The 26,212-nt window shown below is 73.0% G+C and carries 16 protein-coding genes and 8 pseudogenes; 13 read left to right on the forward strand and 11 right to left on the reverse strand.

Annotated elements, in window-relative coordinates; translation table 11 throughout:
• Positions 1–76: 76 nt before the first annotated feature.
• A pseudogene (gene moaA / locus BJF83_RS09995) lies at positions 77–1,083 on the reverse strand (GTP 3',8-cyclase MoaA).
• Between the two features lie 346 nt (positions 1,084–1,429).
• Here moaA and BJF83_RS10000 point away from each other — a divergent pair.
• The gene (locus tag BJF83_RS10000; protein WP_075926065.1) at positions 1,430–2,263 is read left to right on the forward strand and encodes an alpha/beta hydrolase; all 834 of its coding nucleotides are present in this window, start codon (positions 1,430–1,432) and stop codon (positions 2,261–2,263) included.
• A gap of 126 nt (positions 2,264–2,389) precedes the next feature.
• Here the strand turns inward: BJF83_RS10000 and BJF83_RS10005 are convergent, their stop codons facing one another.
• Entirely contained in the window at positions 2,390–3,862 is a 1,473-nt protein-coding gene (locus BJF83_RS10005; RefSeq protein WP_075926066.1) for a PLP-dependent aminotransferase family protein, read from the reverse strand.
• Positions 3,863–4,052: 190 nt separating this feature from the next.
• On the opposite strand from BJF83_RS10005, the gene BJF83_RS10010 reads away from it, so the two are divergent.
• The 4 genes and pseudogenes from BJF83_RS10010 to BJF83_RS31000 all read left to right on the forward strand — a co-directional run.
• Positions 4,053–4,718: a YitT family protein gene (locus BJF83_RS10010; RefSeq protein ID WP_075926067.1), complete on the forward strand. Its 666-nt coding sequence runs from the start codon at positions 4,053–4,055 to the stop codon at positions 4,716–4,718.
• 390 nt (positions 4,719–5,108) lie between these two features.
• On the forward strand, positions 5,109–6,914 hold the full coding sequence (locus BJF83_RS10015; RefSeq protein ID WP_262391452.1) for a glycoside hydrolase family 15 protein: 1,806 nt from the start codon (positions 5,109–5,111) through the stop codon (positions 6,912–6,914).
• A gap of 99 nt (positions 6,915–7,013) precedes the next feature.
• On the forward strand, positions 7,014–7,688 hold the full coding sequence (locus tag BJF83_RS10020; RefSeq protein WP_075926068.1) for a uracil-DNA glycosylase: 675 nt from the start codon (positions 7,014–7,016) through the stop codon (positions 7,686–7,688).
• A gap of 159 nt (positions 7,689–7,847) precedes the next feature.
• Positions 7,848–8,378: pseudogene (locus BJF83_RS31000) on the forward strand (hypothetical protein); the annotation flags it as partial.
• A gap of 2,847 nt (positions 8,379–11,225) precedes the next feature.
• Here BJF83_RS31000 and BJF83_RS10025 read toward each other — a convergent pair.
• Positions 11,226–12,031: pseudogene (locus BJF83_RS10025) on the reverse strand (NAD-dependent deacetylase).
• A 165-nt stretch (positions 12,032–12,196) separates the two neighbouring features.
• On the opposite strand from BJF83_RS10025, the gene BJF83_RS10030 reads away from it, so the two are divergent.
• Positions 12,197–13,081: a sulfotransferase gene (locus BJF83_RS10030; protein WP_075926069.1), complete on the forward strand. Its 885-nt coding sequence runs from the start codon at positions 12,197–12,199 to the stop codon at positions 13,079–13,081.
• Between the two features lie 182 nt (positions 13,082–13,263).
• Here BJF83_RS10030 and BJF83_RS10035 read toward each other — a convergent pair whose 3' ends face one another.
• Positions 13,264–13,782 (reverse strand): RidA family protein, encoded by a 519-nt coding sequence (locus tag BJF83_RS10035; protein WP_075926070.1) that lies wholly within the window; start codon positions 13,780–13,782, stop codon positions 13,264–13,266.
• 97 nt (positions 13,783–13,879) lie between these two features.
• Here BJF83_RS10035 and BJF83_RS27860 point away from each other — a divergent pair, with 97 nt between their 5' ends.
• Positions 13,880–14,044, forward strand: a complete 165-nt coding sequence (locus BJF83_RS27860; protein WP_187347123.1) for a hypothetical protein — start codon at positions 13,880–13,882, stop codon at positions 14,042–14,044.
• An 87-nt stretch (positions 14,045–14,131) separates the two neighbouring features.
• Here BJF83_RS27860 and BJF83_RS10040 read toward each other — a convergent pair whose 3' ends face one another.
• Positions 14,132–14,959: an aldo/keto reductase gene (locus BJF83_RS10040; protein ID WP_075926071.1), complete on the reverse strand. Its 828-nt coding sequence runs from the start codon at positions 14,957–14,959 to the stop codon at positions 14,132–14,134.
• A gap of 211 nt (positions 14,960–15,170) precedes the next feature.
• Between BJF83_RS10040 and BJF83_RS10045 the strand changes: the two genes are divergently transcribed.
• The 3 genes and pseudogenes from BJF83_RS10045 (at position 15,171) to BJF83_RS10055 (ending at position 18,349) form a co-directional block, all read left to right on the forward strand.
• Positions 15,171–16,340 carry a CdaR family transcriptional regulator gene (locus BJF83_RS10045; protein ID WP_075926072.1) on the forward strand — a complete coding sequence of 390 codons (1,170 nt, stop codon included), beginning with the start codon at positions 15,171–15,173 and terminating at the stop codon, positions 16,338–16,340.
• A gap of 334 nt (positions 16,341–16,674) precedes the next feature.
• Positions 16,675–17,618, forward strand: a pseudogene (locus BJF83_RS10050) (cytochrome P450).
• Positions 17,619–17,755: 137 nt separating this feature from the next.
• Entirely contained in the window at positions 17,756–18,349 is a 594-nt protein-coding gene (locus BJF83_RS10055) for a Dps family protein (protein ID WP_075926073.1), read from the forward strand.
• Positions 18,350–18,553: 204 nt separating this feature from the next.
• On the opposite strand, the pseudogene BJF83_RS31005 reads toward BJF83_RS10055, so the two are convergent.
• Positions 18,554–18,925, reverse strand: a pseudogene (locus BJF83_RS31005) (hypothetical protein); the annotation flags it as partial.
• A 176-nt stretch (positions 18,926–19,101) separates the two neighbouring features.
• Between BJF83_RS31005 and BJF83_RS28875 the strand changes: the two are divergent.
• Positions 19,102–19,496 (forward strand): annotated as a pseudogene (locus tag BJF83_RS28875) (heme-binding protein).
• Between the two features lie 114 nt (positions 19,497–19,610).
• On the opposite strand, the gene BJF83_RS10070 reads toward BJF83_RS28875, so the two are convergent.
• From BJF83_RS10070 to BJF83_RS10085, 4 genes and pseudogenes are all read right to left on the reverse strand, one after another.
• Positions 19,611–20,480 carry an ABC transporter permease gene (locus BJF83_RS10070; RefSeq protein WP_075926074.1) on the reverse strand — a complete coding sequence of 290 codons (870 nt, stop codon included), beginning with the start codon at positions 20,478–20,480 and terminating at the stop codon, positions 19,611–19,613.
• Positions 20,473–21,241, reverse strand: a pseudogene (locus BJF83_RS10075) (ABC transporter ATP-binding protein). Before BJF83_RS10075 ends, BJF83_RS10070 begins: the two are co-directional and overlap by 8 nt.
• 8 nt (positions 21,242–21,249) lie before the next feature.
• Positions 21,250–22,293, reverse strand: coding sequence for an ABC transporter substrate-binding protein (locus tag BJF83_RS10080; protein WP_075926075.1), 1,044 nt, complete (start codon positions 22,291–22,293; stop codon positions 21,250–21,252).
• A gap of 356 nt (positions 22,294–22,649) precedes the next feature.
• Positions 22,650–23,525 (reverse strand): MetQ/NlpA family ABC transporter substrate-binding protein, encoded by an 876-nt coding sequence (locus BJF83_RS10085; protein WP_075926076.1) that lies wholly within the window; start codon positions 23,523–23,525, stop codon positions 22,650–22,652.
• A 444-nt stretch (positions 23,526–23,969) separates the two neighbouring features.
• On the opposite strand from BJF83_RS10085, the pseudogene BJF83_RS10090 reads away from it, so the two are divergent.
• Positions 23,970–24,919 (forward strand): annotated as a pseudogene (locus tag BJF83_RS10090) (aldo/keto reductase).
• Positions 24,920–25,363: 444 nt separating this feature from the next.
• The gene (locus tag BJF83_RS27435; protein ID WP_158070351.1) at positions 25,364–25,606 is read left to right on the forward strand and encodes a hypothetical protein; all 243 of its coding nucleotides are present in this window, start codon (positions 25,364–25,366) and stop codon (positions 25,604–25,606) included.
• A gap of 7 nt (positions 25,607–25,613) precedes the next feature.
• On the opposite strand, the gene BJF83_RS10100 is transcribed toward BJF83_RS27435, so the two are convergent.
• Entirely contained in the window at positions 25,614–26,168 is a 555-nt protein-coding gene (locus BJF83_RS10100) for a CGNR zinc finger domain-containing protein (protein WP_075926078.1), read from the reverse strand.
• Between the last annotated feature and the right edge of the window lie 44 nt (positions 26,169–26,212).

Raw genomic sequence — 26,212 nt, forward strand, 5'->3', positions numbered from 1 at the left:
CGGCTTCCTGGTCCGGTGCGGTCGTGCCCTTCCCTTCCACTGTCGTGCCCGCTCGGACCGGTCGGCTACCGGGCGGTCAGCCGCCGATCGCCGACATCGGACGCGCCGGCTGCAGGAAGGAGGGGTCGTTGATGCCGTGGCCGGGGAGCTTGGCGGCCACGGCCGCCGTCCATCGCTCGGCGATCTCCTCGTCGGTGGCGCCGCCGCGCAGCAGGACGCGCAGGTCGGACTCCTCACGGGCGAACAGGCAGTTGCGGATCTGGCCGTCGGCGGTCAGTCGCACGCGGTCGCACGCCCCGCAGAACGGCCGGGTGACGGAGCCGATCACGCCGACGGTGGCCTGCTCCCCGTTGGGGAAGCGGGCGCCGCGCACGTGGAAGAGCTCGGCGGGGGCGCTGCCGCGGGTCTCGGCGTCGGCGGCCTCCAGGGAGAAGTCGGCCTCCAGGCGCGCGAGGATCTCGTCGGCGGTGACCATGGTGTCGCGGCGCCAACCGTGTTGGGCGTCCAGAGGCATCTGCTCGATGAACCGCAGCTCGTAGCCGTGCTCGACGCAGTACCGCAACAGGTCGGGCGCCTCGTCGTCGTTGACGCCGCGCATGAGCACCGCGTTGACCTTGACGGGGGTCAGTCCGGCCTCGGCCGCCCCGGACATGCCGTCGAGGACGTCCTGGAGGCGGCGCCTGCGGGCGAGCCTTTCGAAGCGGTCGTGGCGCAGGGTGTCGAGGGAGACGTTGACGCGGTCCAGGCCGCCTCGGCCAGGGCGGGGGCCATGCGGGCCAGGCCGATGCCGTTGGTGGTGAGGGCGGTCTGCGGGCGGGGGGTGAGCGCGGTGGTCCCGGCGACCAGACCGGGCAGGCCGCGGCGGAGCAGGGGTTCACCGCCGGTGAAGCGGACCTCGGTGATGCCCAGGCGGGTGGTGCCGATCCGGATGAGCCGCAGCACCTCGTCGTCGGTGAGCAGCTCGGGCTTGGGCAGCCATTCCAGGCCCTCCGGCGGCATGCAGTAGGTGCATCTGAGGTTGCAGCGGTCGGTGAGCGACACCCGCAGATCGGTCGCCACTCGCCCGTAGGAGTCCTCCAGCACGCGCGTCACCCTCTCCAGTCTGCGTTGCCGGACGGGCGGTACGCGGATGCTCCCGTCCGAGGGGTACCCAGTGGCAAGCGTAGAAGATCACCTTTCTTGTGGAGTAGATAACTTCGCACCATATGACGTATTTCGTTCCCGTCTACGAACGACTGCCGTCCCGCCTGGGACGGGGCTACGAACGGACGCGCGGATCGTTACGCGGCTGATGCACGGCCGCACCGGGGCCGAACCGGTTTCCCCTCCGCCACGGGCGCGACATCCGCCCCCGCACACACATGCCGCGACCGCGCCCCCCGTAGGGTGTCCCTCCCAGAGATCGTCGCAGACGAGGAGGCGAAACGCCGTGATCACCACACGCGAGTGGGCCCTTGCCGGCGGACCCGACGGATCGGGGAGGCTGGCGGCACGGGCGTGGGCGCCCGCCGAGGGCGAACCGACCTGGCTGGCGGTGCTGGTCCACGGCTACGGCGAACACCTCGGACGCTACGAACACGTGGCCGCCGACCTGGTCGAGGCGGGCGCCGCGGTGTACGGAGCCGACCACCGGGGACACGGCCGCTCCTCGGGCGAGCGCGTGCTCATCGACGACTTCTCCGGGGTGGTGGAGGACGTGCACCGCGTCATCACCCAGGCGCGCACCGCCTACCGTTCCCTCCCCCTCGTCCTCATCGGCCACTCGATGGGCGGTCTCGTCGCCGCCCGGTACGCCCAGACCCACCCCGAGGCGCCGCGCGCGCTGGTCGTGTCCTCCCCGGTGCTCGGCCGCTGGGAGGTCCTGGAGGCGCTCAGCGAACTGCGGGAGATCCCGGACGTGCCCATCGACCCCGACACGCTGTCCCGGGACCCCGGCGTGGGCGCCGCCTACGCCGCCGACGACCTGGTCTGGCACGGCCCGTTCAAGCGGCCCACGATCCGGGCGATGCTCACCGAACTCGACCGGGTCCGCCAGGCGGGCCGGGTGGGGACGATGCCGCTGCTGTGGCTGCACGGCTCCGACGACTCCCTGGTGCCGATCGCCGGGAGCAAGTCGGGCGTCGACTCCCTCGCCGGCTCGGACGTGACCGTGCGCGTCTTCCCCGAGGCCCGGCACGAGCTGTTCAACGAGACCAACCGCGACGAGGCGCTGGCCGAGGTGATCAGGTTCGCCCACCGGTTCGTGCCCCAGGCCCAGGGGTGACGCCCGCCGCCCGGCGACTCCCGCCATGGGCGCGGTCCCCTCCCCGGCGCGGACGGTGACCGCCTCGGATCCCCTCGGTGACCGCCCCGGGGACGACCCGGCGCGGGCCCGCCCGCGCCGCGGTGCTCACACGAACAGCTGGCCGCGCGGTTGGACCGGATGGGCGAGGGTCTCGGCGTAGGCCGCGGCGAGCCGGTCCACCGCGTCCGCCAGCACGTCCGGCGGCTGGGTGTAGGCCAGACGCACGTACCGCTCCAGGGTGCCGTCCACGCCGAACACCGGCCCGGCCGCCGGGTGCACCCCGTGCCGGGTCGCCGCCGTGGCGAGCGCGCCCGCCACCGGGTGGGGCAGGGTCGCCCACAGCACCAGTCCGCCCCCGGGAACGCTGGGCCGCCAGTCGGGCAGGCGTTCGCGCAGGGCGAGCAGCAGGGCGTCCCGGTTGCGCCGGAGCTGGCGACTGCGCTCGGCGCGCACCCGCATCACGTCCGCCAGCAGGTGGGTGACGGTGAGCTGGTCGAGCACCGCCCCGGCCAGGTCGAAGCGCTGACGGGCCGACATCAGCCGGGCCACCATCGGCGGCGTCGTGCGGATCCACCCCACGCGCAGCCCGCCCCACAGCAGCTTGGCCACCGAGCCGACGGTCAGCACCCGGCCGTCGGTGTCGTGGGCGGCCACCGGAGCGGGCAGGTCGCCGGAGTCGATGGCCAGTTCGGCGACGGACTCGTCGATGACCAGGTAGGCGCCCGCCCGACGCGCCTCGCGGACCAGGGCGGCGCGCTCGTCGTCGTCCATCAGCGCCCCCGTGGGGTTCTGGAAGTCCGGGACGAGGTAGGCCAGCCCCGGCCTCCACTGGCGGAAGGCGTCGGCCAGGTACTCCATGTCCCACCCCTGCGGTGTCACCCCGACCGTCCGGATCCGGGCGCCCGTCCGGCGGGCGGCGTCCACCGCGTGCGGGTAGGTCGGCGACTCGACGAGGACCCCGTCGCCGGGCTGGAGCAGCAGGTCCAGGGCCAGCGCGATGCCCTGCTGGGCGCCGTTGGTCACGAAGATCTGCTCGGGGGTGGTGGGCAGTCCGCGTTCGACGTAGCGGCGGGCGATCGCGTGGCGCAGTTCGGGCAGGCCGTAGGGGTAGTAGCCCAGGCCGCCCACGTGCGCGGCGAGCTGTTCGGCGGCCCGGAAGGAGGCGGCGCGCAGCCCCTCCACCGCGGGCGGGGCGGCCACCCCGAGGTCGATGTGCTCGGCGACGGGGGTGAACGGCGCCAGCGCCCCGGTGCCGGTGTCGGGCAGGACGGTCCAGCTGCCCGCCCCCTGGCGGCTGTCCAGGAAGCGGTTGTCGCGCAGCCAGGCGTAGGCCGCGGTGACCGTGTTGCGGCTGACGCCGAGCGACGCGGCCAGGTCGCGCTCGGCGGGCAGGCGCGTGTTGGTGGGGACGCGGCCGTCCAGGATCAAGCCGCTCACCGCGCGGGCGATGGCCAGGTAGTACGGGCGCTCGACCGGCGCCTCCCCGATGAGGCGGGCCAGGAGGCGGCCGTTGATCCGCCGGCTGCCGCCTCCGGTCGGGCCGCGATCGGCCCCGCGGCGACCGCCGTGCTTCGCCATGCCGTCCTCCCGCGCCCAGGTTTCGGGCCAGTTGTTCCGATTGGCACTTCAGGATGAGCGCCACCTTCGCCACGATACCGATGTGGCACCGTTCACGGCCCCATCGAACGTGCCGCCTTCCCCGTCCCGAACCGAGAACGGAGCTCCCCGTTGTCCGATCGCCCCCGTTCCCCCGGCCGCGCCCGCCCCCGTGCGGACTCGGGACCGGCTGGCCCGACTCGTGCCCCGACCGCGGGCGCGGCGGCTGGCACAGCTGTACCTGGGACTGATCCTGTACGGGCTCAGCGGCGCGCTGCTGGTGCGCGCGGAGCTGGGCGCCATGCCCTGGGACGTGCTGCACCAGGGTCTGGCGCTGCGGACCGGGCTGTCGATCGGTGCGTGGAGTGTGATCGTCGGAGCGGCGCTGATGCTCCTGTGGATCCCTTTGCGTCAACGGCCGGGCCTGGGCACGCTGAGCAACGTGGTCGTCGTCGGAGCGACCGTGGACCTGTTCCTGTGGCTGCTCCCCTCCCCCGGGCCGTTGGCCCTGCGAGCGGCGACGCTGCTGCTCGGCGTGCTGGTGTGCGGGGTGGCCACCGGGTGCTACATCGGCGCCCGGCTCGGCCCGGGGCCGCGCGACGGCCTGATGACCGGATTGGCCGCACGCGGGTGGTCGGTACGGCTCGCCCGCACGGTGATCGAGGCGGTCGTGGTGGTCACCGGCGCCGTGCTCGGCGGGACGCTGGGGGTGGGAACGATCGTCTACGCCCTGGCGATCGGCCCGCTCGCGCAGGTCTTCCTGCCGATGATGCGGGTACCGGACGAACGGCCGGCGGTCCAGCCGCCGCCGCACCGTCGAACGGGCGGTGGTGATTGATCACCGCGTCATAACTTCTCGAACATGAAACTCTACAATTCACCATATAACTCCACGCCTGTTCCGATGCACGTGCAATCGCGGGTAGCGCGCGCCCCGGGAAGAGTGGAAGATGGTGACCGCGGTGAAGAACGGGGAACGGTTGTCGACCGGTTCCTCCGGTCCGCCTCTTTAGCCTGCCCTCACCTGGGCACATAACCGGGTATACGGGTGGCGGCAGACGGTCCGGGGAGGTGAGCCGGTGTCCCGAACGGTGCCCCTTCCCAACCCCGGACCACGTCCGGCGCCAGGTCGGGCCGTGGGTCCCCCGACGGGGCGCGACCGCGAAGGCGCGGCGTACCCCGTCCCCACACGGGTTCTCGCGCCCACCGCACAGACCAAGACGACGTGTTGGGGGTGAGCCGCGTGCCCGGCTGGATTGAGGACTACGCACTGATCGGCGACATGCAGACCGCCGCTCTGGTCGGGCGCGACGGCTCCATCGACTGGGCGTGCCTGCCGGACTTCGACTCCTCCGCCTGTTTCGCCGCCCTCCTCGGCGACGACCAGAACGGCAGTTGGGCGCTGCGGCCCGCCGACGGCGAACCCAACGCCACCCGGCGCAGGTATCGGGGAGAGACGCTGATCCTGGAGTCGGAATGGGACACCGACACCGGAAGCGTGCGGGTCATCGACTTCATGCCGCCGCGTGGCGGAGCACCCCACATCGTGCGCATCGTCGAGGGGATCAGCGGGTCCGTTCGGATGGAGACCACCATGCGGATCCGGTTCGACTACGGCCACGTCGTGCCGTGGGTGCACCGCGCCGGAACCGAGCTGGTCGCCGTCGCCGGACCCGACGCGATCTGGCTGAGCGCCCCCGTCGCCCTGCAGGGTCACAACTTCACGCACGACGCCTCCTTCACCGTGACCGCCGGCCAGCGCGTGCCGTTCGTCATGACCTGGCACCCCTCGCAGGTGGAGGAGTCCGACCACCTGGACGCGGAGAAGGCCCTGTCCCGCACCGCGCGGTTCTGGGAGAAGTGGGTCGACCAGTGCTCCTACGACGGGCCCTACCGCGAGGCGGTCGTGCGGTCCCTCATCGTGCTCAAGGCCCTGACCTACCAGCCGACCGGCGGGATCGTGGCCGCCCCCACGACCTCCCTGCCCGAGGAGATCGGCGGAGTCCGCAACTGGGACTACCGCTACTGCTGGCTGCGGGACGCCACCATCACGTTGGAGGCGCTGATCCGCTCCGGGTACAAGGACGAGGCGCTCGCCTGGCGTGAGTGGCTGGTCCGGGCCGTGGCGGGTGAACCGCAGCTGATGCAGATCATGTACGGGATTCGCGGGGAGCGGCGGCTCACCGAGTGGGAGGCCGACTGGCTTCCGGGGTACGAGGCGTCGCGCCCCGTGCGGATCGGCAACGCGGCGGTCGGGCAGTACCAACTCGACGTGTACGGCGAGGTCATGGACGTGCTGCACCTGGCCCGCCGGTCCAACATCCGCGGCGGCGACTACCTGTGGGGCCTGCAGCGGTCGTTGGTCAACTACCTGGAGTGGTGCTGGGACGAACCCGACGAGGGGCTGTGGGAGGTGCGCGGGCCGCGCCAGCACTTCGTGCACTCCAAGGTCATGGCGTGGGTGGCCGCCGACCGGGCGGTGCGCAGCATCGAGGAGTTCGGCAAGGAGGGCCCCATCGAGCGGTGGCGCGCCCTGCGCTCCACCATCCACGCCGAGGTGTGCGAGTACGGCTACGACCCGCACCGCAACACCTTCACCCAGTACTACGGCAGCAAGGAGTTGGACGCGGCGCTGCTGCTCATCCCCGAGGTGGGGTTCCTGCCCTACGACGACCCGCGCGTCATCGGCACCATCGAGGCGATCCGCAAGGACCTCATGGTCGACGGATTCGTCCTGCGCTACCGCACCGACCTGGAGACCTCCGCGGACAAGCTGCCCGGCGACGAGGGCGCCTTCCTGGCGTGCAGCTTCTGGATGGCCAACGCCCTGCTGTCGATCGGACGCCAGGACGAGGCCAAGGAGTTGTTCGAGCGGCTGCTGTCGCTACGCAACGACCTGGGGCTGCTCGCCGAGGAGTACGACCCGCACACCGGGCGGCAGGTGGGCAACTTCCCGCAGGCGTTCAGCCACGTGCCGCTGGTGACCACCGCGCTCAACCTGGCCGACCGCCAGGGCGGCTGGCGCGCGGAGTAGCCGATCCCCGGCGGCCCGCCCCCGGCGGCCGACCGCCCCCGGACTCCGGATCGTCCGAAGCGGCCGTGGTTGTCGCCGTATGCCGCTAGTGTTCTGGCCATGCCGAGCAGGGAACTGAACGAAATCATGGACAGCGGTTGGGCGAAGGCCCTGGAGCCGGTCGCCCCGCAGATCGCCGCGATGGGCGACTTCCTGCGCCAGGAGGTCGCGGATGGCCGAACGTACCTGCCCGCCGGGGAGCACGTCCTGCGCGCCTTCCAGCAGCCGTTCGACGACGTGCGCGTGCTCATCGTCGGCCAGGACCCCTACCCCACCCCGGGCAACCCGGTGGGGCTGAGCTTCTCCGTCGCGCCGGACGTGCGCCTGCCAGCGAGCCTGCGCAACATCTACACGGAGATGCAGGAGGACATCGGCACGCCCATGCCCTCCAACGGCGACCTCACCCCGTGGACCGAGCAGGGAGTGCTGCTGCTCAACAGGGTGCTGACGGTCGCTCCGGGCAAGGCCGGCTCGCACCGCGGCAAGGGCTGGGAGGCCGTGACCGAACAGGCCATCCGGGCGCTGGCCGAGCGCGGCAAGCCTCTGGTGGCCGTCCTGTGGGGCCGGGACGCGCGCAACCTGCGCCCGATGATGCCGGGCGTGCCGTGCGTGGAGTCCGCGCACCCGAGCCCGCTGTCGGCCCGCAGCGGCTTCTTCGGCTCCAAGCCCTTCAGCCGGACCAACGCCCTGCTCCAGGAACTGGGCGCCGAGCCGGTGAACTGGCAGCTGCCCTAGGACGTCACACCGTCACCGAGAACGATACGCCCGACCCTCGACCCCCCTTTGACCTGCGGACCCGGCACCCGGAACGGCGCCGGGTCCGGTCATGTCCCCCTCAGCGAGAGAGGCGGTGCCCCCTTGGCCCGACAGCTCACCTACGCCGACGCCCTGCGCGTGCTGGGCGAGAACGACTCACAGGTCCTCGACCTGGCGGAGAAACTGGCCGACGGCGGCCTGGGGCTCCTGGGGGTGCCGGACCTGTTCGGCCTGCGCGGCGAACTGGTGAGCCGGGGCCGCCAGGCCATCGAGGGCATCGGCGACAAGATCCGGGGACGCAGCCGGATGTCGCGCACCGAGCGGATCGAGGCCGCCCACCAGATCCTGGTGGTCCTGGCGTTCTTCGAGGCGGTGGAGGAGTCGCTGGAGGAGCTGGACGTCCCCTTCACCCTCGCCGACCTGAAACTGACCAAGGCCGAACAGGCCGGGCTGCTGGAGCGGGTGCTCGCCCACACGGGGACCGCCCCGGCCCTGACCCCCGGATCCGGCTGGGCTCCCCGTTTCTCACAGGACTCCCTGCTCAGGGACTTCACCACCGCGCTGACCGAACTCACCGCCGCCGACGACGATGACGCCTTCGAGGCGGACGAGGTGGTCGACGGGCTGCGACTCCTGGTCCCCGAACGCGCCGCCGAACGGTACGCGGAGTCCTACCGACGCCTGGCCGCCGACATTCCCGAGTTCGGGATGTGGGCGCACCTGCACGAGCACGACCTCACGCGCGGCGCCCTCGGCGCGGGGCTGAGCGACCTGCGGTGGCGGTTGGAGGAGATCAGCTCCCACCGGGACGTGGACGCGCGGCGCCGCGAGCTGGCCGCCGGGTACCGGGCGGTGCTGCGCCAGCCCGTGCTCCGCTCCGACGACGCTCCTCCCGGCCTCGTCCTGCCCGCCCTGGAGGACGCCTACATCGCCCCGCGCGGACGCGCCGCCCAGACGCACCGCTCCGGGTCCCCCTCCAGCGAGGAGTGGTGGGGGCGGCTGCCGGTCCTCGACGACCTCCAGCCGGTGATCGCCGCCCACCTCGTCCACCCGCTCGCCACCGAGGCGCCCACGGTCATCCTGGGCCACCCCGGCGCGGGCAAGTCCAAGTTCACCGAGATGCTGGCGGCCCGGCTGCCCGCCGCCGACTTCCTGCCCGTGCGCGTGGAGCTGCGCTCGGTCCAGCCGAACGCGCCGATCCACGTGCAGATCGAGGACGGTCTGGCCGCCGCCCTGCACACCCGGGTCTCCTGGCGCGATCTGGCCGACTCCGCGGACGGCGCGCTGCCGGTCGTGATCCTCGACGGCTTCGACGAACTCCTCCAGGCGACCGGTGTCGACCGCTCCGACTACCTGGAGCGGGTCCAGGAGTTCCAGCAGCGGCAGGACGCGATGGGCCACCCGGTGGCGGTGATCGTCACGAGCCGCACCGTGGTGGCCGACCGCGCCCGCTTCCCCGACGGCACGATGGTGATGCGTCTGGAGCCGTTCGACGACGCCCGGATCGCCCGCATGGTGCGGGTGTGGAACCGCGCCAACGCCCAGGCCCTGACCGGCTCCGGTCTGGAACCGCTCGCCCCCGACGTCCTGACCGACTACCGCGAGCTGGCCGAACAGCCGCTGCTGCTGTTGATGCTGCTCATCTACGACGCCGAGGGCAACGCGCTCCGGCACGCCTCGCGGGCCCTGTCCGACGCGGAGCTGTACGAACGGCTGCTACGGATGTTCGCGCACCGTGAGGTCCACAAGCACCGGCCCGGTCTCAACCCGGAGGCCTTCGAGGAGGCCGTGGAGGACGAACTGCGGCGCCTTGAGGTCGCCGCGCTGGCGATGTTCACCCGCCGCAGGCAGAGCGTGAGCGCCGACGAACTCGACCAGGACCTCGCCGTGCTCATGCCGGACGCGGTCGTGTCCCGGGCGGACGCCGACCCGCACGGGGGGATCGACCCGGCCGCCCGGGTGCTGGGGCGGTTCTTCTTCGTCCACGAGTCACGGGCCAGGGCCTCGGACGGACCGGCGAGCGTGTTCGAGTTCCTGCACTCCACCTTCGGCGAGTACCTCGTGGCGCGCGCGGTGCTCGCCGCGTTGGACGAGGCGGCCGACGCGCGGTCGCGCGCCTCCCGCCGCAGGGGCCGGGCCGTGCGCACCGACGACGGCGAACTGTACGCCCTGTCGTCCTTCGCCAGCTACGGGGGGCGCGACCGGGTCGTGGACTTCCTGGGGGACCTGCTCGAACGCCGCCTGTCCGAGGATCCGGGGCTGCGCGAGGAGTACGGGAGACTCCTCGTCGAACTGTTCCAGGAGGCCCGGTTCCCGGCCCCCAACCGGTCCTACCCCGGATACGAGCCGGTGCGGCTGCCCCTGGCCCTTCGCGAGGCCAACTACACCAGCAACCTGGTCATCCTGCTGTGCCTCGTGCGCGAGGACCCCGTGGACGTCCGCGAGCTGTTCCCCGACGCCGCCAAACCCGACCAGGCCCTTCAGGGCAGGGCCACCCCGTGGCGGACCCTGCCCGGCTCGGAGTGGTTCAGCATCCTGTCGACCCTGCGGGTGCGTCACCTTCGGGAGTGGCGCGGCGAGGGCGAGACCACCGTGATCGGCCTGGAGGACGGCTCGCCCGTCGACGTGGGCGAGTGCATCGGCTTCGAACTCCGGGCCAGGGCCCGCCCCGAGTTCGTGCCCAGCATGACCGACCCCTACGGCATCACCGCGCCCTTCGACTCGGTCACGTCGCGGCTGCTCCGATCAGTGGCGTTGCGCGTCAACGGGACGGCGGCGCGGTTCACGCTCGGGCTGCTGCCCTACCTGCGCCACGTCTCGACCGACCTGGGCACCTGGTTCCTGGATGAGGGGGGCGACAGGGCGTGGAGCCATCTCCACGAGGTCCTGCGGCTGCGGACGGAACCGGTCACCTACGGCCCACGGGAACGTCTGGAGGCCTACCAGCGTCTTCTGTCGACCCGGTCGCTCGGACGGATCGAACTCCTGGTGCTGCGCCAGGCGACCGAGGACCTGGCGTTCCTCGCCCCGGACACCGAGTTCCGGGAGGACCTGCTCGGCGTCCTGCGGGGATACCTGGCGAACGTGGAGTCCGTCGTGCACGGCGGCGCCCTGCGCACGGACGGGGTCAGCGCCGTCCTGGAGGCCCTCGGCGGGCACGTCTCCCGGAGCTGGGTGGACGACGTCCTGGGCCTCGTCGAGCGGGCCCGGCGCACGGAGGCGGACGCGAGGGCATTCGGGGCACCTCGGTGGACGCCGACGAGAAGGACCGCGACACGACGGAGACGACCGGCGGACGGTCTCGGGCGGCGGCGCCGCGGGCGGGCGGGAAGTCCGGGAAGAAGGCCGCCGGGCGCGGGCGCGAGCCGAAGCGGGGCACCCGGCTCGCCGACGACCAGTCCGGGCGCGGGGGCGCCGGGCGTAACCGGGCCGTCGGGCAGACGCCCTCCGGCGGCGGCGGCGGCGACGGCCCGGACCGGAACGTCCACCGGCCGGTCCCCGCGCCCGAGAGCGGCGTCAACTCCGGGCGGCCTCCGTCACCCGGCGCACGAGAGCGGGGATGACCGTGCCGATGGGGTCGCGCAGGACCGCGCTGGCGAAGTCGTCGTAGGGGGTCGGTTCGGCGTTGACCACGACCAGGCTCGCCCGTGCCATCATCGCCACGTCGCACAGACCGGCGGCGGGGTGCACGGTCAGCGACGTGCCCACCGCCAGGAACACCTCGCACTCCCGGGCGGCCCGGGCCGCCTCCTCGACGACGTCGGCGTTCAGCCGCTGCCCGAAGGAGATCGTGTCCGACTTCTGGATGCCGCCGCACTCCGGGCACCGGGGGTCGGACTCCTCGGCCAGCCGCGCCAGGACCCGCGGACTCGGGGTGCGCAGCCCGCAGGACACGCACACCACCCACAGCATGGTCCCGTGCACCTCGATCACCCGGTCGGCGGGCAGCCCCGCGCGCTGGTGCAGCCCGTCGACGTTCTGGGTGACGAGCGCGCGAAGCCGTCCGGTGGCGTCGAGATCGGCGAAGGCCCGGTGCGCGGCGTTGGGCTCAGCGGTCCAGACGCGGTGGTCCCGGCGCAGCAGCCACACCCGTCGGCGCACGTCGGCGTCGCCCATGTAGGTGTCGAAGTCGGCCATGGCCTCCGCGGCGGGGTCCTTGGTCCACAGCCCGTTCGGGCCCCGGTAGTCGGGGATGCCGGAGTCGGTGGACACGCCCGCGCCCGTGAGCACGGTGACGCGCCCCGCCGAGGCGAGCAGGTCGGCGACCCGTTCGAAGCCTCGGGGTCGGCGAGCGGTGCGGGATCCGTGGTGGTAGAGGCCATGCCCCATTGTTACAGCGGACGTGACGCTTCTTTCCTCCGGAGTTGCCCTCGGAGCGCGCTTGGGTCGCGTGAACCCCGTAGCCTCGGGGAACCTGTGGGACGTGGAGGCTAAATACCCCGCCGATGCACACGAGACGGGCGAAAGGTGCGAAAATCGACACAGTCATGAAGCAGTCGTCCTACATCCTCGTGGTCAACCGGACCACGGTGCGGCGCCCCGTCTTCGTTCTGGGCGCCCCCCACTCCGGGGTCCCCGGCATCGCCCGCGCCCTCTCCCGCGCCCCGGGGTTCCACGTCGTCGCCGGAGCCTCCGGCGTCCTCAACGCCGTCTACGCCGTCGCCCGACGCCCCTCCCTGGCCCAGGAGAAGGTCTCGGGGACGGCGAGCCTGCTGCGCGAGGCCTACGCCGAGGCCTGGCAGCTCACCCCCCTGACGTGCCCCCGCTGCCCCGGCCCGTACGCGCGCGTCCCGGCCAACGCCTCCGCCGAACCGTGCGAGCACAGCGCCGACGCCCAGCGCTACGGCGACGCCAGCCCCGACCTGCTGTTCTGCGCGGAGGCTCTGTACGCGGCCTTTCCCGACGCCCTGTTCGTCCAGGTCATCAGGGACGGCCGGGACGTGGTCGCGGGCATGCTCGACGACGAACGCGCCCTTTCCTGGCTCAAGCCCGGACTCATGTCGATCGACCAGGAGTTCCCCAACCACTTCTTCGGGCTGGAGAAGGAGTCGGACCTGGAGACCTTCCAGAACGGCTCCGACGCCGCCAAGTGCGCCATGCGGTGGCGGGGCGCCGTGCGCATGCACGCGCGGCTGCGCCAAGGGATCGGCGCCGGCCGGCTCCTGACCGTGCGCTACGAGGACGTCCGGGGCGGGGAGATCGCGACCGCGCGCCGCCTGCGCGAGTTCACCGGCGCGCGGGTGTCCGCCACGGAGCTGATGGACGGGCGGGACTGGCGCGCGGGTCGGTGGCGCGACCGGCTCTCCCGCGAGGAGTACGGGGACGTGAACGCGGTCGCCGCCGTCGAACTGTCGCGCCTGGGCTACCAGTAGTCCCCGACGGTCCTGGGGCGCGTGCCGTGGATGCCGCCCGTGGCGAGCGGCGCGTCCGGTGCTGCTGTCGCGAGGCCGAGGAAGGAGTGAGGGCGGGTCCCCGCGACTGATCGGAACGCGGCGGGATCGTGCCGGGGCCTCGCGCAGCCGGCTGTCCGTCCGCGGCACACGCGGCACGCTCCCTACGCCCGATCGGGCACCCCTGAGACGAAGGGGGTCGCCACCAGACTGTCCTCGACCTCCTCGACCAGTTCGCGCGCCTCGGCCGCCTCCAGGAGCTCGGTGCGGCCCGCGTCGGGGATCACGGCGGTGCAGACCAGCTCCACGAGCGCCTCGGCCTCCAACAGCTCGGTCACTCCCACCACCGCCATCGGCGGGTAGTAGCGGCCCATGTGGCGGCGGTAGACCGACCCCAGGGTCGCCAGGTTGACCCGGTAGGCGGACACCGCCGTGGTGTACACGCACATGGTGACCACGTGCACGGGATGGGCCCCGGCCGCGCGCAGGGCCTCGACCATGTTGGCGAGCGCGTGGTCGAACTGCTGCACCACCGTGTCGCCGACGATCCCCCCGTCTGGGCGCCGGGCCGTCTGCCCGCCCACGTGGACGGTGCGGCCGGGGGCGACCACGAGAGCGTGGGAGAACCCCACGGGCTCGGCCAGGGACAGCGGATTGACGAGTTGGTGCGGTGTCTGGTCCATCGGCTTTCCCCCATCGTTCACGTACCGCCCGCCGCGGCCGGTCCGGCACGGGCGCTCCCCTGGGGGACACCGCCGGACGTACGGCTACGATGAGCGCATGTCGATCACTTTCCTGCTGTCCGCCGTCGCCCTCGTCGCCGCGCTGGCCCTGTTCGCCGCGATCTTCGTCGCGGGCGCCGTCTACGTGGCCCGCATCCGCCGCAGGGGCCCCGAGGCCGTGCTGACCGGAGCGCGCAGGCGCCGCGAGCTGCGCGGGTCCTAGCGCGCGTTCCGCGGACGCGTACCCCGCTGCGCGACGGGCGGCATCAGCGGAACACGCCCCCGGGCGACCGCGTCCGGGGCGGGGTCCCTACTCGCCGTCGAACTCATCGGGGTCGGGGCCGAACCTGCTGCCGGCGTCGAGCCCGGTGATGCGGTCCATGTCCGCCTCGGAGAGCTCGAAGTCGAAGATCCGGAAGTTGGAGCGGATCCGCTCACGGGTCACCGACTTGGGGATGACCACGTTGCCGAGCTGGATGTGCCAGCGTAGGAGCACCTGGGCCGGGGTGCGATGGAGCTGTTCGGCGATCGCCGTCACGGTCGGGTGGTCGAGGAGCTTGCCCTGGCCGAGGGGGCTCCACGCCTCGGTGACGATGTTGTGCTTGGCGTCGAACTCGCGCATCGCCCGCTGGACGAGCAGCGGGTGCAGTTCGATCTGGTTGACCATGGGCGTGATGCCGCCCTCCTCCACGACGCGTTCCAGGTGCGGGGCCTGGAAGTTGCACACGCCGATGGCGCGGACCCGGCCGTCGGCGTAGAGCCGCTCCAGCGCCTTCCACGTCGACACGTACATGTCCCGTCTGGGCAGCGGCCAGTGGATGAGGTAGAGGTCCAGCGTCTCCAGGCGCATCCGTTCCAGGGTCGCGTCGAACGCCCGCAGGGTGTGGTCGTAGCCCTGGTCGGGGTTGGCCAGCTTGGAGGTGACGAACACGTCCTGGCGGTCGAGCTCCGACCGGCTCAGCGCCTCGCCCACCCCCCGTTCGTTGCCGTAGGCGGCGGCCGTGTCGATGCTGCGGTAGCCCGCCTCCAGAGCGGTCGACACGGCGTCGACGACCGCGTCGTCGGACACCTGCCACACACCGAAGCCCAGCTGCGGCATGCGCACGCCGTTACCTAGGGTAACGTCGGGAACCGTCATCTCGCCTCATCCCCCCGTCGGGCCGACCCGTCCTCGTCTGCACCACCGGCACCCCCGTGCCGTGGGACGTGCGCGGCGGACACGCCCTAGTCGCATACTGCCACGTCGCGCGGATCACCGCCCGAAGCCGCCCCGCCCGCGCACGGGCTTTTTACCGACGGGGCCCGCCGCCGGCCGCTACGCTGGTCGCTCCCGGAGGGGAGGTGGACCCATGGGCCGCGAGGACCGCGCACGCGTGGCCGCGGAGCTGTCCAAGGACCGCACGGCCCTGGTCGACCGGATCGTCGCCGAGGTGTACGCGGAGGTGCCCGCCTACCGGGGGCTGCACGGGTCCCAGCTCACCGAGGTCCGGGCGATCGCCGGATGGCTGGTGACGCGCTCGCTGGAACTGTGGGCGGACGGCCGCGTGCGCCTGCCACCCGAGGACCTGGAGCGGCTGCGGGCCATCGGCCGTGCGCGGGCGGCGGACGGACGCTCGATCGGGGCCGTGGTCCGGGCGCACCGGGTGGGAGCCGCCGCCGCGGTCCGCCTCATGTCCGACAGGGCCGGGGACCGCGTGACGGCGACGGACGTGTTCGCTCTGAGCGAACTGTGGCTGACCTCCCTCGACCAGATCTCCGAACACCTGGCTGCGGGGCACACCGAGGCGGCCCGCCGACTGGACGCCGACGTCGAGCGGGCCCGCCGGGCGTTCCTCGACGACCTGCTGATCGGCCGCCAGGCCTCGCTCGGCGCGATCCGCGACCGGGCCCGCACCCTCGGCCTCACCCCTCCCGACCCCGGTGTCCTCGTGGTGGCCGACCCCGGTGCGGGTGAGGACCATCCGCCCCGGGGCGGCGCGGCGTCGGCGGCGATGGACCTCGTCGAGGCGGTCGGCCGGCCCGACGCGCTGGCGACCACGCGGTCGGGACGGGTGGTGCTGCTGCTCCCGTCCGGGGCCGCCGCGCGGGTGGCCGGGGTGCTGGGGGACCGCCCCTGGCGCGCCTGCGTCCTGCGACCCCGCGCGCTCACCGACATGTCGGCCGCCTACCGCCTGGCCGACGGCGCCGTCGAGACCGCTCCCCCGCACGCGTTCGGCGGCGGGCCGCTCGGAGAGGCGGACGCGTGCGTCCTGGCCCTGCTCAACGGCGGGCCCACCACCCCGGAGACGGTCCGGCGCACGGTGCTGGGACCGCTGCTGTCGGACGGCCACGCGCACCTGCTGGAGACGCTGCGCGCGTACTTCGGCGGCGGTGCGGCCACCACCGCGGCCGACGCCCTGCACGTGCACCCCCAGACGCTGCGGTACCGGCTGCGCCGGGTACGGGAGCTGACCGGTCACGACCCCCACCGGCCCTGGCCCGGGTTCGTCCTGGAGACCGCCTGCGCCATCGCGCGTTGAGGACGGTTCGCCGACCGCGGACTCCGGGTAGGACCGCTGGGACCCCCTTCGGCACGAAAGGCAGGGCATGTCCGCCTCCTCATTCCCCCTCCTGCACGGTCCGGCCTTCGACGCTGACCCGCACCCCGCCTACCGGTGGTTGCGCGAGCACTCCCCCGTGCACCGGATCGAGCTGCCCGGCGGGGCCTGGGCGTGGCTGGTCACCCGCTACGAGGACGCCCGCGCGGTCCTGGCCGACCCCGACATGCTCAAGGACCCGGCCCGGGCCGACGAGGTGTGGCGCAGGTCCGGGATGGGCCTGCCCTTCGACCACCGGCCCAGCCTGGTGCGCAGCATGGTCAACGCGGACGGCGACGACCACGCGCGCCTGCGCGGGGCGGTCGTGGGCGCCTTCACCCCGCGCCGGGTACGGACCCTGGTGGACAGCGCCGAGCGCGTCGCGGCCGACCTGGTGGACCGGATCACCGCCGTCCCCGATCCCGACCTGGTGCGGGACCTGGCCTACCCGCTGCCGATCGCGATCATCTGCGACATCCTCGGGGTCGCGCCCGAGGACCGGGCCGAGTTCCACCGCCGCGCCGCGGTGATCGACGCCTCCGCCCCGGAGGAGATCGCGGCGATCGGCGCCACCACGGACTGGTTCGACGCCTACCTCGGCCGTCTGGTCGACGCCCGCCTGGCCACCCCCGCGGACGACCTGCTCGGGGACCTGGTGGAGGCGCACCGCCAGGGCCGGCTCACCCGTGACGAGGTCACCTCCACCGCCTTCCTGCTGCTGGTCGCGGGGCACGAGACCACCGTCGCGCTGATCGGCAACCTGTTCCTGTCCCTGCTGCGGAACCCGGAGCGGTGGGAGCGGCTGCGGGAGGACCGCGACCTGATCGCTCCGGCTGTGGAGGAGGCGCTGCGTCTGGAGAGCCCGCTCCAGAACGCGACCTGGCGCTTCCCCCGGGCGGCCACGGCCATCGCCGGGGTCGAACTGGAGGCGGGCGAACCCGTGCTGGTGTCGCTGCTGTCGGCGGGCCGCGACCCCGGGCGCTACGACGACCCGGACGCTTCGACCCCGAGCGCGGCGAGTCGCACCTGGGTTTCGGGCACGGGGCGCACTTCTGCGTCGGCGCGCGGCTCGCGCGGATGGAGGCGCGCGTGGCGGTCGAGGCGGTCCTGGACCGGCTGCCCGGACTGCGGCTGGCCGTGCCGGAGGAGGAGCTGCGCTGGTGGCCGAGCCCGATCATGCACGGCCTGTTCGCGCTGCCGGTCCGGTTCGACGCCCCCTGACCGGTCCCGGCGACGCGAAAGCCTTGCCTCGGGATGGTGTGTGTTTTCTCCTCCGGCGACGGTCCGTGTCCGAGACTGGCAGGCGGAGCGCGTCCGCGTGCGCTCCCCGTGACCCGATCCGGAGGGGGAATCCAGCCGTGACCACCCGAGAGCGCGAGAGCGCGACGCCCAAACCCCGGAGCAGCCAGCCGTGGCTGCACCAGAAGGGGGCCGAGATCCAGGAGTACGGCACCGTCCGCCAGCTCCCGGTGGGCATGTCCTACAACACGCGCATGTACTCGTGCCAGCGGCTCAACCAGGTGCTCGCGGACACGCAGATCCTGCACGCGCTCTACAAGAAGCACCACTGGCTGATGCGCGGTCTCACCTTCTACCAGCTGCACCTGCTGATGGACAAGCACGCCGGCGAGCAGACCGCGCTCGTGGACACCATGGCCGAGCGCGTCCAGACGCTCGGCGGCGTGGCCATCGGCGACCCGAGGCACGTCGCCGAGATCACCAACGTCCCGCGCCCGCCCGACGGCGCGGAGGAGGTCCCGGCGATGCTGTCCCGCCTGTTGGAGGCGCACGAGGCCATCCTGGAGGACTGCCACGACGCGGCCGCCCGGTGTCAGGAGAACGGGGACGACGGCACCAACGACGTGCTGGTCTCCGAGGTCATCCGCACCAACGAACTCCAGGCCTGGTTCCTCGCCGAACACCTGGTGGACACGCCGCTCGTGCACTCCTGAGCGCGCCCGGGGAGCGACCGCCCCGCGCGCCGGCGGCGGGGCGCGGAGCGTTCGCCTCCCACGGGCGTCAGACGAGGGTGAGCACCGTCGTGACGGTGGTGCGTGCGTCCTCGCCCTGCTCGTGCGCCCTGGCGACGCCCTCCCGGGGAAGGTCCGGCTCACGGCCGGGCGGGGCCTCCCAGCGTCCGCCCGCGCGGCGATCTCCTCCAGAGCGGCGTGGTCGGGCTCGACGTTGACCGTGGCGCCGCGCACGCCGACGGCGGCGGCCGAGGCGATCCGGTCCAGGCCGAGAGGGTTGGGCAGCCCGACTCGGGTCCCGCCCGGACGCAGCGTGCCCAGCGAGCGCTCCAGGTCGTCGCCTCCGATGCCGTCGACGACCGCGTCGACGTCGCGGACGGCCCTGGCGCAGTCGACGCGCCCACCCCTGCGTGAGCGTGGCAGTGGTGTGACTGTTGGTGCTGGTGGAAAGCTCTGGGCCACCGGCGCTGGAGCTTCCCACGAAGACGACCCGCCTTCCGAGGGGTCGATCAGGCGCTTCCGCATATTCACCACCGGTTGGGCGCACACTAGCCTCATGTGGTGGCCATCACACTCCTCGCGGCGGCGGGCCGAGCACCGGCGTCCGGGGAGCGCACGGAGATCGACCCTCCCCGGATGGCACGACGCCGACGTCTCCCCCGGAGACCCGAACGAAGGGAACGCGCCTGGTGGCCATCACTCTGGAGCAGGCTCAGGGACTGATCGACGGAGCCGTGCGTTACGCGGCCGACAACGGCCTCCAGCCACTGACCGTCGCCGTCCTCGACCCGGGCGGCGTCCTCGTCGCCCTGGCCCGTCAGGACGGCTCGGGTCTGCTCCGACCGGATCTCGCCGTGGCCAAGGCTGGGGCGTGCTCGGGCTCGGAATGAACAACCGGGCGATCGCCGCCCGTGCGGAGTCCTCCCCCGAGTTCTTCACCTCGGTCGCGTCCCTGGCCCGAGGACGGCTGCTCAGCGTCCCCGGCGGCGTGTTCGTCCGCGACGCCCGGGGCGCCCTGCTGGGCGCCGCGGGGGCCACCGGGGACACCTCGCTCAACGACGAGAGCGCCCTGCTGGCGGGGGTCGCGTCCATCGGCCTGCGCGCCGAGACCGGCGCCGAGGCCGCCTGACGGGGCCCGAGGACACCCGGTGACCGCAAGCCCGGACAACGGGACACCGGCGACGGTCGCCGCCGCGCCCACGGCTCGCGGCGGCGACCGTGTGCGGTGGCGCGGGCGGCCCGCTCAGGCCGAGGCCAGTCCCCAGCGGCCCCGCAGCGAACGGTCCGCCCAGGTGAAGAACACATCGATGAGGATGCCGACGACCAGCACGATGACGACGTAGCTCAGCAGACGCTCGGCGTCGTTGAGCTGGCGGGCCTGACTCAGAGCCCAGCCGATGGAGTTCTGCTGGTTGATGATGACGAGCAGCTCACCGGCCATGAGCGAGCGCCAGGCGAACGCCCAGCCCTGCTTGAGTCCGCCCACGAACATCGGCAGCGCCGCGGGCACGATGAGCAGCCGGTACCGCTGGACCCCGTGCAGCCCCATGGCCTGTCCGGCCCGCAGCAGCGACGGCGACACGTAGTCGATCCCCGAGACCAGTCCGCCCGCGATGGACGGTGCGGCGCCGAGGACGATCACGAACATGATCGCCGACTCGCTGATGCCGTACAGCAGCATCGCGAACGGGAACCACACGATGGACGGCATCGTCTGGAGGCCGGTGATCAGCGACCCGATCGCCACCCGCAGCGCGCGTACCTGTGCCACCGCCAGGCCGACGACGACGCCGACCATCAGCGCCAGGGCGAAGCCCGTCAGGGCGCGCCGCATGGTGACGGCCACGGCCTCCCAGAACTCCGCGGTGGCGACCTCCGCGAACAGCACGGGCAGCACCCGGTCCGGGCCGGGGAAGACCCACTCCGACCGCCATCCCGACCACACGACCGCCTGCCAGGCGACGAGCACCACGGCCACGGCGGCGAGCTTGGGCCAGGCGGACGACCAGATCCGCCGGGCCGCCTCGCCCGCGCCGCGCGCGCCGCGCTCCGGCTGGAGTTCGAGCGCGTCGAGGCCCTGGACCTGGCGGTCCCGGGTGTCGCTGTCAGGCATGGCGCGAGACCTCCTGGCGGAGTCGGTCGGTGATGACCGCGGCCTGCCCGGCGATCAGCGCCGAGTCGATCCTGCGGGGCCGCTCGCCCTCCACCGGGAACTCGTCGATCACCCGGCCGGGGCGGCTGGAGAGCAGGACGACCCGGTCGCCCAGGCGCACCGCCTCCCGGACGTGTGCGTGACGAACAGGACGGTGAGCCGCCGCTCCTGCCAGATCCGCTCCAGTTCGTCGTGGAGGATGTCCCGGGTCATGGCGTCCAGGGCGCCGAACGGTTCGTCCATGAGCAGGACGTCGCGTCCTGGGCCAGAGCGCGGGCCATGGCCACGCGCTGGCGCATGCCGCCCGAGAGTTCGTGGGGGCGCCTGCGCGCGAAGCCGGTGAGCCGGACCAGCTCCAGGAGTTCGGCGACGCGCGCGCGGCGCTCGGCGCGGGGCACTCCGTTGACCTTCATGGGGACCTCGATGTTGGCGCCCACGGTCAGCCACGGGAACAGCGCGGCCTCCTGGAACATCATCGCCACCCGGTGGCCCGCCGTGACCACGCTCCCGGTGGTCGGGCGGTCCAGCCCGGCCACCAGGGAGAGCAGGGTGCTCTTGCCGCATCCGGAGGCGCCCACGATGGACAGGAACTCGTGCTGGCCGACGGAGACGGACATGCCGTCGATGGCGGTCACGGCGCCCGTGCCCGTCCCGAAGACCTTGGAGATCGTGTCGACCTCCACGGCGCTGACGCGCGTCGGGGTGTCGGTGATGGTGGTCATGGGCCTCATCAGCCTTCCAGCCCGGAGACCGGGTCGCGTCCGTCCTCGGCGAGGATGGCGTCGAGCGGGTCCAGGGCGTAGATTCCGGTCAGGTCGACGGGTTCGAGCAGGCCGGCGGCCTCGGCGCGCTCGGCTCCGGTGAACAGCGACGGGGCGACGGGGTCGACGGTGAAGGTGATCCGGTCGAAGGCCGCGGAGGCGATCTCGTCCGGCAGCCGGGAGCCGGTGATCGCCTCCAGGTGGTCGTTGGCCGACCGCCGGGCCTCGTCGGGGTGGGCGTTGATCCAGTCGACGGTCGCCAGGTGGCCGCGCAGGAGGTCCTCGACCAGGTCCGGTTCGCGGTCGAGGAACTCGGCGCTGACCACCAGGTGGGCGGTGACGAAGGCGCCGCCGGTCTCGGTCCAGGTGTCGGCCTCGTCGACGAGCAGGTGGGCGTCGTCGCGGGTGAGCAGGCGGCTCAGGTGGGGCTCGGGCAGCCAGGCGCCGTCGATCTCGCCGAGGTCGAAGGCGTCCACGATCTCCGCGGGCGCCTGAGGGAGGATGGACAGGTCGCCGCCTCCGGCGGTGTCCACGTCCCAGCCCTGGTCGGCCGCGAACGAACGCAGCGCCACGTCCTGGGTGTTGCCGAGTTGCGGGCTGGCGACGGTGGCGCCGCGCAGATCGTCGACGTCCTCGATGTCCTCTCGGGTGACCAGGCCCGCGCCGCCGGAGGCCGCTCCGGCGATGACGTGCAGCGCCTGCCCCTCGGACTGGGCCCAGCCGTTCACGGCGGGGTTGGGGCCGACGAAGGCGGCGTCGACCTCCCCGGAGAACACGGCGTTGATCGCGTCCGGGCCCGCGTTGAAGACCCGCGTGTCGAAGGCGACGCCCTCGCCGAGGGCGTCGCCGAGGGTTCCCCGCTCCACCCCGACCAGGGCCGGGGCGTGGGTGATGTTGGGGAAGTAGCCCAGTGTCAGGGAGGGCCCGTCGTCCTCCGCGAGCGCGCCGCAGCCGGTGGCGGCCATGGCCACGCAGGCGGCGAGCGCTCCCGTCAGGCGCGAGGGCGGTCGCATGTGGGCCCCTTTCCGGCCGCTGTCGAGGTCTCATAAAACTCTACTTAATAAGTAGGTTTTGTGGAACCCGGCCCCGAGAGGCCGCGATGGTCACAACCAGCCCGAACGGCACGGGACAGCTCGCACGCACAACCCCACCCCCGAAGAAAATCGCAGGTCAGGCAGGTTGGCGAGGACGACACCCCGAGTGTGGGCCACGCGCCGCGCGACCTCGCCCGCGCGCCGAGCCCACCGACCGCCTCACAGTGATCTGCATCACACCAGAGATGGTCCCAGAACACGGGACGAGGGCGGCGGAGCCGGGGAGCTCCGCCGCCCTCGCGGGGGCACGGTGGGGCGCGGGGCGCCCGTGGTCGTTACTCGGCGGCCGGGGCCGCGGCCTCCACGACCGCGCCGTCGGCGTCGACCGGGAGGACGACGCCCTCCCAGGTGCTCTGCACGTACGCCAGGACGCGCTCGTCGTGCAGGAGCTCGACCAGCTGGAGGATCCGCTCGTCCTCGGCGTTCTCCGCCAGGGTCACCAGTCCGTTGGCGTAGGTCTCGACGTAGTCCCCACCCTCGGGCTCCCAGGCCAGGATGTTGGCGTCCTCGGTCAGCCCGGCCCCGATCGCGTAGTTGCCGTTGACGACCGCGGCGTCCACGTCGGCGATCGAACGCGGGAGCTGGGCGGCCTCCAGCGGGGTGACGACGAGGTCCCGGGGGTTGTCGGCGATGTCGTTCTCGGTGGCCGTCTCGCCGGCCTCCGGGTCGACGGTCACCAGCCCCTCGGCTTGGAGGATGCGCAGGGCGCGGTTGAGGTTGGCCGGATCGTTGGGGACCGCGATCTCGGCGCCCTCGGGCAGGTCGTCGACGGACTCGACGTCCTGCGAGTACAGACCGAGCCGCTCGATGTGCACGTCGGTGACGTAGGCGAACTCCGCGTCGGGGCCGTTCTCCCGCCACTCGGCGAGGAAGGCGCGGTGCTGGAAGTAGTTGGCGTCCAGCTCGCCCTCGGCCAGGGCGGCGTTGGGGGTGTTGTAGTCGGAGATCTCCTCGATCCGCAGGTCCAGACCGGCCTCCTCGGCCAGGTTCTCGTCGACGAAGGAGAGGATGTCGCCGTGCGGCACGGGGCTGACACCGATCCGGAGCGCCCCGTCCTCGGCGGCCTCGCTGGCGGCCTGCTCGCTGGGGGCGCCGCAGGCGGAGAGCGCCAGGGTGACGGCGGTGGCGATGACGGTCGGGGTCATGCGCATGGTGCGCTCCTTCGTGATCATGGGGTGGCGGATCGGGGAGGGATCCGGGGTCGGCGGGAGTCCGGCCGCCCGTGCTGCCCGGACACCTGTGGGCGTGCCTGGAACGAGGCTATCCCACCGTTTTGGTAGGAAATTACGTTCCACCCGACACGGAAGGTGGGATGTCCCACACGAGGACGACCCGATGAGGGGCCCACCCCTGCGGCCACCGCGGCACCGACCGCGACTTCCGGCCCGCGCGGCCTCGGCCCCGCTGGCCGGGGTAACGCACCGCTGGAGGCGGCGACGCGTCGGACTGGAGGACGCCGTCGACGCGCATCCGTTGGGGCGGGGACGCAAGAGTCACACCACTCGGCGGGGCACCATCCGGTGAGAGGCGGAGCATGCACGCTTCTGTACATTCGACCGATGACGTCTTCACACCCCCCAGCGAGAACAGTGAGCATGCACGACACCAGACTTCGGCCGCTCGGCCGCTCCGACCTGCGGGTCTCCCGGCTCTGCCTGGGCGGCAACGTCTTCGGGTGGACCTCCGACGAGACGGACTCGTTCCGCGTCCTGGACGCCTACACGGCGGCCGGAGGGAACATCGTCGACACCGCTGACTCCTACTCCGCCTGGGCCGAGGGACACCGGGGCGGCGAATCGGAGACCGTCATCGGCGCTTGGCTGGACGCGCGCGGACGCCGCGACGACCTGGTCATCGCGACCAAGGTCAGCCAGCACCCCGAGTTCCGCGGCCTGTCCGGCGCCAACGTCCGCGCGGCGGCCCACACCTCCCTCAAGCGGCTGGGCGTGGAGACCATCGACCTGTACTACGCGCACTTCGACGACCCCGCCACCCCGCTGGCCGAGAGCGCGGAGGCCTTCTCGTCCCTGGTCGACGAGGGAGTCATCCGGCACATCGGACTGTCCAACCACAGCCCCGACGGATCCGGGAGTGGCTGGAGGTCTGCGCGGACCACGGCCTGCACGCCCCGGTGTGCGTGCAGCCGCACTACAACCTCGTGGAACGCGGCATCGAGGCGGACCTGGTCCCCCTCGCGCGCGAGCACGGCCTGGCCCTGCTGCCGTACTTCGGCCTGGCCAAGGGCTTCCTCACCGGCAAGTACCGCCAGGGAGGTCCCGACGTGGACAGCCCGCGCGCGGACCGCGCCCGCGCCTACCTCGACGGCCCGCGCGGCGAGCGCGTGCTGGCGGTCCTGGACGCGGTCGCGGCCGAGCGCGGCGTGGCCCCGGCGGCCGTCGCCCTGGCGTGGCTGGCCGACCGTCCGGGCGTGACGTCCGCGATCGCGAGCGCCCGCGACCTGGCCCAAATGGAGGACCTGCTCCCGGTCGTGGGTCTGGAGCTGACCGAGGAGGAGTCGGCGCGGCTGACGCGGGCCTCCGCCTGATCCGCGCGTGCGAGGACTCCGTGGACGACGCCACGTCCACGGGTGGACGTGCTCCGGTCCGAGACGGGGCGTACGGGGAGCCCTCGGCGCGCGCCGCTCCTGGCAAGAGCCGGGGGCTCAGGCCGGTTCCGGCTCGGGCTCGGGCTCCGGCGGGTCGGGGACCGGGCCGGGCGGCCTCGGCGGTTCCGGGGCGGGCGGGGGCGTCGGCACGGGCGTCGGTGGGAACGGATCCGGCGGCATCGGGTCGGGATAGCGCGGGGCCGTGTCCCGGGGGCGTGTGTCCATGGTCCGCCCTCCTCCCTGGACGTCATGCCGGGGACGTAGGCCGTCTACCCGCGGCGCACGGCCCGGAAACACGATCGGAGTCCGCCCCGGAGGAGACCGGGCGCACGAGGGGTCCGTCTCCCGAGCGGGGGGCGGGACCCTGGAGTGTCCGGCACTCGGATGGCTGACCGGCGTGCTGGTGGCGCTGGCCGCCCGATCGCGCTGATCCTTCCCGTGGTCGCGGCCCCGAGCCTCGAAGAGGCACGCGCGTGGCGCGACGTGCGCTCTCCGGACCACTGGGACGAGGGACCGGACGGTCGGCGACACCCGACCGGATGGGAGGAGCCCGCGGAACCGGACCGGTGGACCGGGCGCGAGGACGACGATCCCCCTCCGGCCGACCGCGGCCCGCCCCGAGTCTGAGGGCGGGTCAGGAGCTCTCCGCTGCCCGGGTACGGGCGTGGTGCCGCGCGGCCTTGGCCCGGTTGCCGCACCCGGCCATGGAGCACCAACGGCGCGTTCCGTTCCTGGACGTGTCGAAGAAGTGCAGGACGCAGGCGGGGTTGGCGCATCCGCGGACGCGGTCCGGCGAGGCGAGCAGGTCGAGGTAGTCGGTGGCCGCGATCCAGGCGGGGCCCCAGGACGGATCGTCGAACCGAACGGTGACCGTCGGCGTGCCCCCGCGCAGCGCCCTGCGCACGGCGCCGTGGTCGAGGACCTCGTTGAGCCGCGCGGTGGCCCCGGCGTCGGCGGGCGCGTCCACCAGGACGCCCAGCGCGTCGCGGGCGAGCAGCGCCCGCTCCAGCGTGGCCGGGGCGGCGTCGAACCGCGCGTCCAGGCCAGCCTCGCCGAGCCACTGGCGCAGTCCCCGCACACCGTCGAGCAGGTCGTGGAGGGTCGCGCCCTCCACCCAGCGCGTGTTGAGCAGGTCCATGGCGACCGGTTCGCCGACGAGCGGCCTTCGCCTGCTGGCCGTCGGGGCCATCGTCCCTCCGCTCCGTGGGTCGTCGGTCCGCGTGCGCGGGACCG

The organism is Nocardiopsis sp. CNR-923, from assembly GCF_001942255.1.
GTDB lineage: Bacteria > Actinomycetota > Actinomycetes > Streptosporangiales > Streptosporangiaceae > Nocardiopsis.

Excerpts from the sequence above, each read along its gene's own strand:
- BJF83_RS10005 (WP_075926066.1), bottom strand. The coding sequence starts at position 3,862 with ATGGCGAAGCACGGCGGTCGCCGCGGGGCCGATCGCGGCCCGACCGGA.
- BJF83_RS10020 (WP_075926068.1), top strand. The coding sequence starts at position 7,014 with ATGCCGAGCAGGGAACTGAACGAAATCATGGACAGCGGTTGGGCGAAG.
- BJF83_RS10030 (WP_075926069.1), top strand. The coding sequence starts at position 12,197 with ATGAAGCAGTCGTCCTACATCCTCGTGGTCAACCGGACCACGGTGCGG.
- BJF83_RS10035 (WP_075926070.1), bottom strand. The coding sequence starts at position 13,782 with ATGGACCAGACACCGCACCAACTCGTCAATCCGCTGTCCCTGGCCGAG.
- BJF83_RS27860 (WP_187347123.1), top strand. The coding sequence starts at position 13,880 with ATGTCGATCACTTTCCTGCTGTCCGCCGTCGCCCTCGTCGCCGCGCTG.
- BJF83_RS10040 (WP_075926071.1), bottom strand. The coding sequence starts at position 14,959 with ATGACGGTTCCCGACGTTACCCTAGGTAACGGCGTGCGCATGCCGCAG.
- BJF83_RS10045 (WP_075926072.1), top strand. The coding sequence starts at position 15,171 with ATGGGCCGCGAGGACCGCGCACGCGTGGCCGCGGAGCTGTCCAAGGAC.
- BJF83_RS10070 (WP_075926074.1), bottom strand. The coding sequence starts at position 20,480 with ATGCCTGACAGCGACACCCGGGACCGCCAGGTCCAGGGCCTCGACGCG.
- BJF83_RS10080 (WP_075926075.1), bottom strand. The coding sequence starts at position 22,293 with ATGCGACCGCCCTCGCGCCTGACGGGAGCGCTCGCCGCCTGCGTGGCC.
- BJF83_RS10085 (WP_075926076.1), bottom strand. The coding sequence starts at position 23,525 with ATGCGCATGACCCCGACCGTCATCGCCACCGCCGTCACCCTGGCGCTC.
- BJF83_RS27435 (WP_158070351.1), top strand. The coding sequence starts at position 25,364 with ATGGCTGACCGGCGTGCTGGTGGCGCTGGCCGCCCGATCGCGCTGATC.
- BJF83_RS10100 (WP_075926078.1), bottom strand. The coding sequence starts at position 26,168 with ATGGCCCCGACGGCCAGCAGGCGAAGGCCGCTCGTCGGCGAACCGGTC.